We start from the raw sequence: 2554 nt of genomic DNA on the forward strand, positions 1-2554 counted from the left end.
CCTTCAATGCGTCAAAGATTTCCGATTTCCCATTGCCGGACGGCGCATCGCTCGGGCTCGCCACGCGGTTGGACGGGTTGGCGCAGGAAATGCAGCGGGTGGCACCATCCGCAGTGGCCCGAGAAAGCGTGTCCACGCGGGATGCGTTGGACCGAGCCCGAGGAGAGTGGAAGCGGATCCGGGGCGAGATGATCTCAGTGCAGGAGGAGCTGGACTGGGAGGTCTACGACCTCTACGGGTTGCTCGGGGACGATGCCGATGAACTGATCGGACAGGGCGTCACAAAGCCGCCGCTGGCGCTCGGGGAGCGCGCGTTCGAGATCGCGCTGGCGCGGAAGGCGGCGGCTGGTGAAGAGGAGACCGAGTGGTTCACGCGGCACGGATCCACGCCGATCACCGAACTGCCTGAGCACTGGCCCGCGGACTACCGGGCGCTGGTCGAGCGGCGGCTCGCGAAGATCGCCGATGATTCGTACCTGCACCTGATCGAGCGGCCGGAGTGCAAGCGGCGCTGGGCCGCCCGGTCGTGGGAGGACATGGAGGCCGACGCGCTTCGGGACTGGCTGCTCGACCGGATCGAAGGGCACGCACTGTGGCATCGCCCGGCTCCGACGTTGCGTACCGTCGCTCAGCTCGCCGACGAGCTGCGGTCGGACGCCGACTTCGTGTCGGTGGCGGGCCTCTATTCCCGGGATGTCGATCTCGGCGACGTGGTGGCGGCGCTGGTCAAGGATCAGCATGTGCCGTTCCTCGCCGCCTGGCGCTACACAGATTCGGGGCTGCGCGTCCGCAAACAGTGGAAACGTACCTGGGATCTGCAGCGCAGAGAGGACGCGGGGGAGAAGGTCGGCGAGATCGACGTGCCGCCGAAGTACAAGCAGGGCGACTTCCGGGACACGGCGTTCTGGCGTAACCGCGGCAAGCTGGACGTGCCCAAGGAGCGGTTCATCTCCTACCCGGACGCCTCCCGGGACGGCACGCTGCTGCTCGGCTGGGCCGGGTGGGACCATTTGCAGCAGGCGCAGGCGCTCACCACGTACGTGACCGAGCGGCGTGAGTTCGACGCCTGGGAGGCAGGTAAACTCACCCCGCTGCTGGCGGGGCTGGGCGAACTTCTGCCCTGGGTCGCGCAGTGGCATCCGGATATCGATCCCGAGTTCGGCGTCCGGCCTGCCGATGCATACACCGGCTTTCTCGACGAGCAGTTGCTCCAGTTGGGCCTTGCCCGCGATGACCTCACCGGCTGGCGCCTGCCGGCCCGGACGAAGAAGAAGACGACGAAGCCGGCGCAGATATGACCCTGATCTCCGAACTCATCGACGTCCCCGAGACCGTGCACTCCGGGGACTTCGTCCTCGATCTGGCCCAGGGCGTCACCCACATAGAGCGCACCCTGCGCGATTACATCGTCACGCCCGAGCTTGCCATCCGGTTCGGTGAAGCGCTTGGGATCATCAAGGGCGCCCTGACCGACCGCAGCAGTAAGGCCGCCTATCTCGACGGCTCGTTCGGGTCCGGCAAGAGCCATTTCATGGCGGTGCTGAGCGCGCTGCTGGCGAACCATCCCGGTGCCCGCGGGATAGGTGAGCTCGCCCCGGCGGTCGGCAAGTTCGACGGCGACGTGATCGGCAAGCGGTTCCTCCTCGTGCCGTACCACCTCGTCGGCCGGCAGACGCTGGAGGAGGCCGTCCTCGGCGGCTACGTCGCCCACGTCCAGAAGCTGCATCCTGACGCGCCCCTGCCGGACGTCCTCATCGATACACCGCTCATCAATACCGCGATCGCGCTGCGCGCCAAGCTCGGCGACGATGCGTTCTTCGGGCTGCTCGGAAAGGGCGATAAGGGATGGGGTGACCTGCAGCACGCGTGGGACGCGCCGAAGTTCGAGGTGGCCCTTGCCGCAGGGCCGGGGACATCCGAGCGGGACGACCTGGTCAGCACGTTGCGGGAGGCTCTGAGCGGGTTCGCCGACCTCGCCCGTAGCGCCGGTACCGGTTATGTGAACATCGACGACGGGCTGGCCGCGATCAGTCAGCACGCGGCGAGCCTCGGCTACGACGCGCTCGTATTGTTCCTCGACGAGCTGATCCTGTGGTTCGCGACGAAGATGGCCGACCACGCGTGGGTCGCGAACGAGGCGCCCAAGGTGGCCAAACTCGTCGAGTCGGCCAACGCGGACCGGCCGGTGCCGATCGTCAGCTTCGTCGCCCGGCAGCGCGACCTGCGCGAACTCGTCGGCACCAACCTGCCCGGCACCGATCATCTGGCGTTCGCGGACAGCCTCAAGTGGTGGGAAGGCCGGTTCGGTTCGGTCAAGCTGTCCGACAACAACCTGCCGGTCATCGCCTCGAAGCGGCTGCTGAAGCCCAGGAGCGCCGAGGCCCGCGCGCAGATCGACACCGCGTTCACCGCGATGGACCAGGTGCGTCAGGACATCCGGTCCGCGCTCATGACCGCGCACGCCGACCGGCAGGCGTTCCGGTTGACGTACCCGTTCAGCCCGGCGTTCGTGGAGACGCTGGTCGCGCTCTCCGGCGCGCTGCAGCGGGAACGC

Annotated in this window: 1 protein-coding gene and 1 pseudogene; both read left to right on the forward strand. The window is 67.6% G+C overall.

Annotated features, from left to right (window positions below):
* A partial coding sequence (gene pglX, locus DD1DGNOD_RS12110) for a BREX-2 system adenine-specific DNA-methyltransferase PglX (RefSeq protein WP_131770148.1) occupies nt 1-1298 on the forward strand: 1298 nt, incomplete at its 5' end.
* Nucleotides 1295-2554 (forward strand): annotated as a pseudogene (locus DD1DGNOD_RS26930) (phage resistance protein); the annotation flags it as partial. The gene pglX and the pseudogene DD1DGNOD_RS26930, both read left to right, overlap by 4 nt.

Origin of the sequence: Candidatus Protofrankia californiensis (assembly GCF_900634765.1) — a bacterium.
Taxonomy (GTDB): Bacteria; Actinomycetota; Actinomycetes; order Frankiales; family Frankiaceae; genus Protofrankia; species Protofrankia californiensis.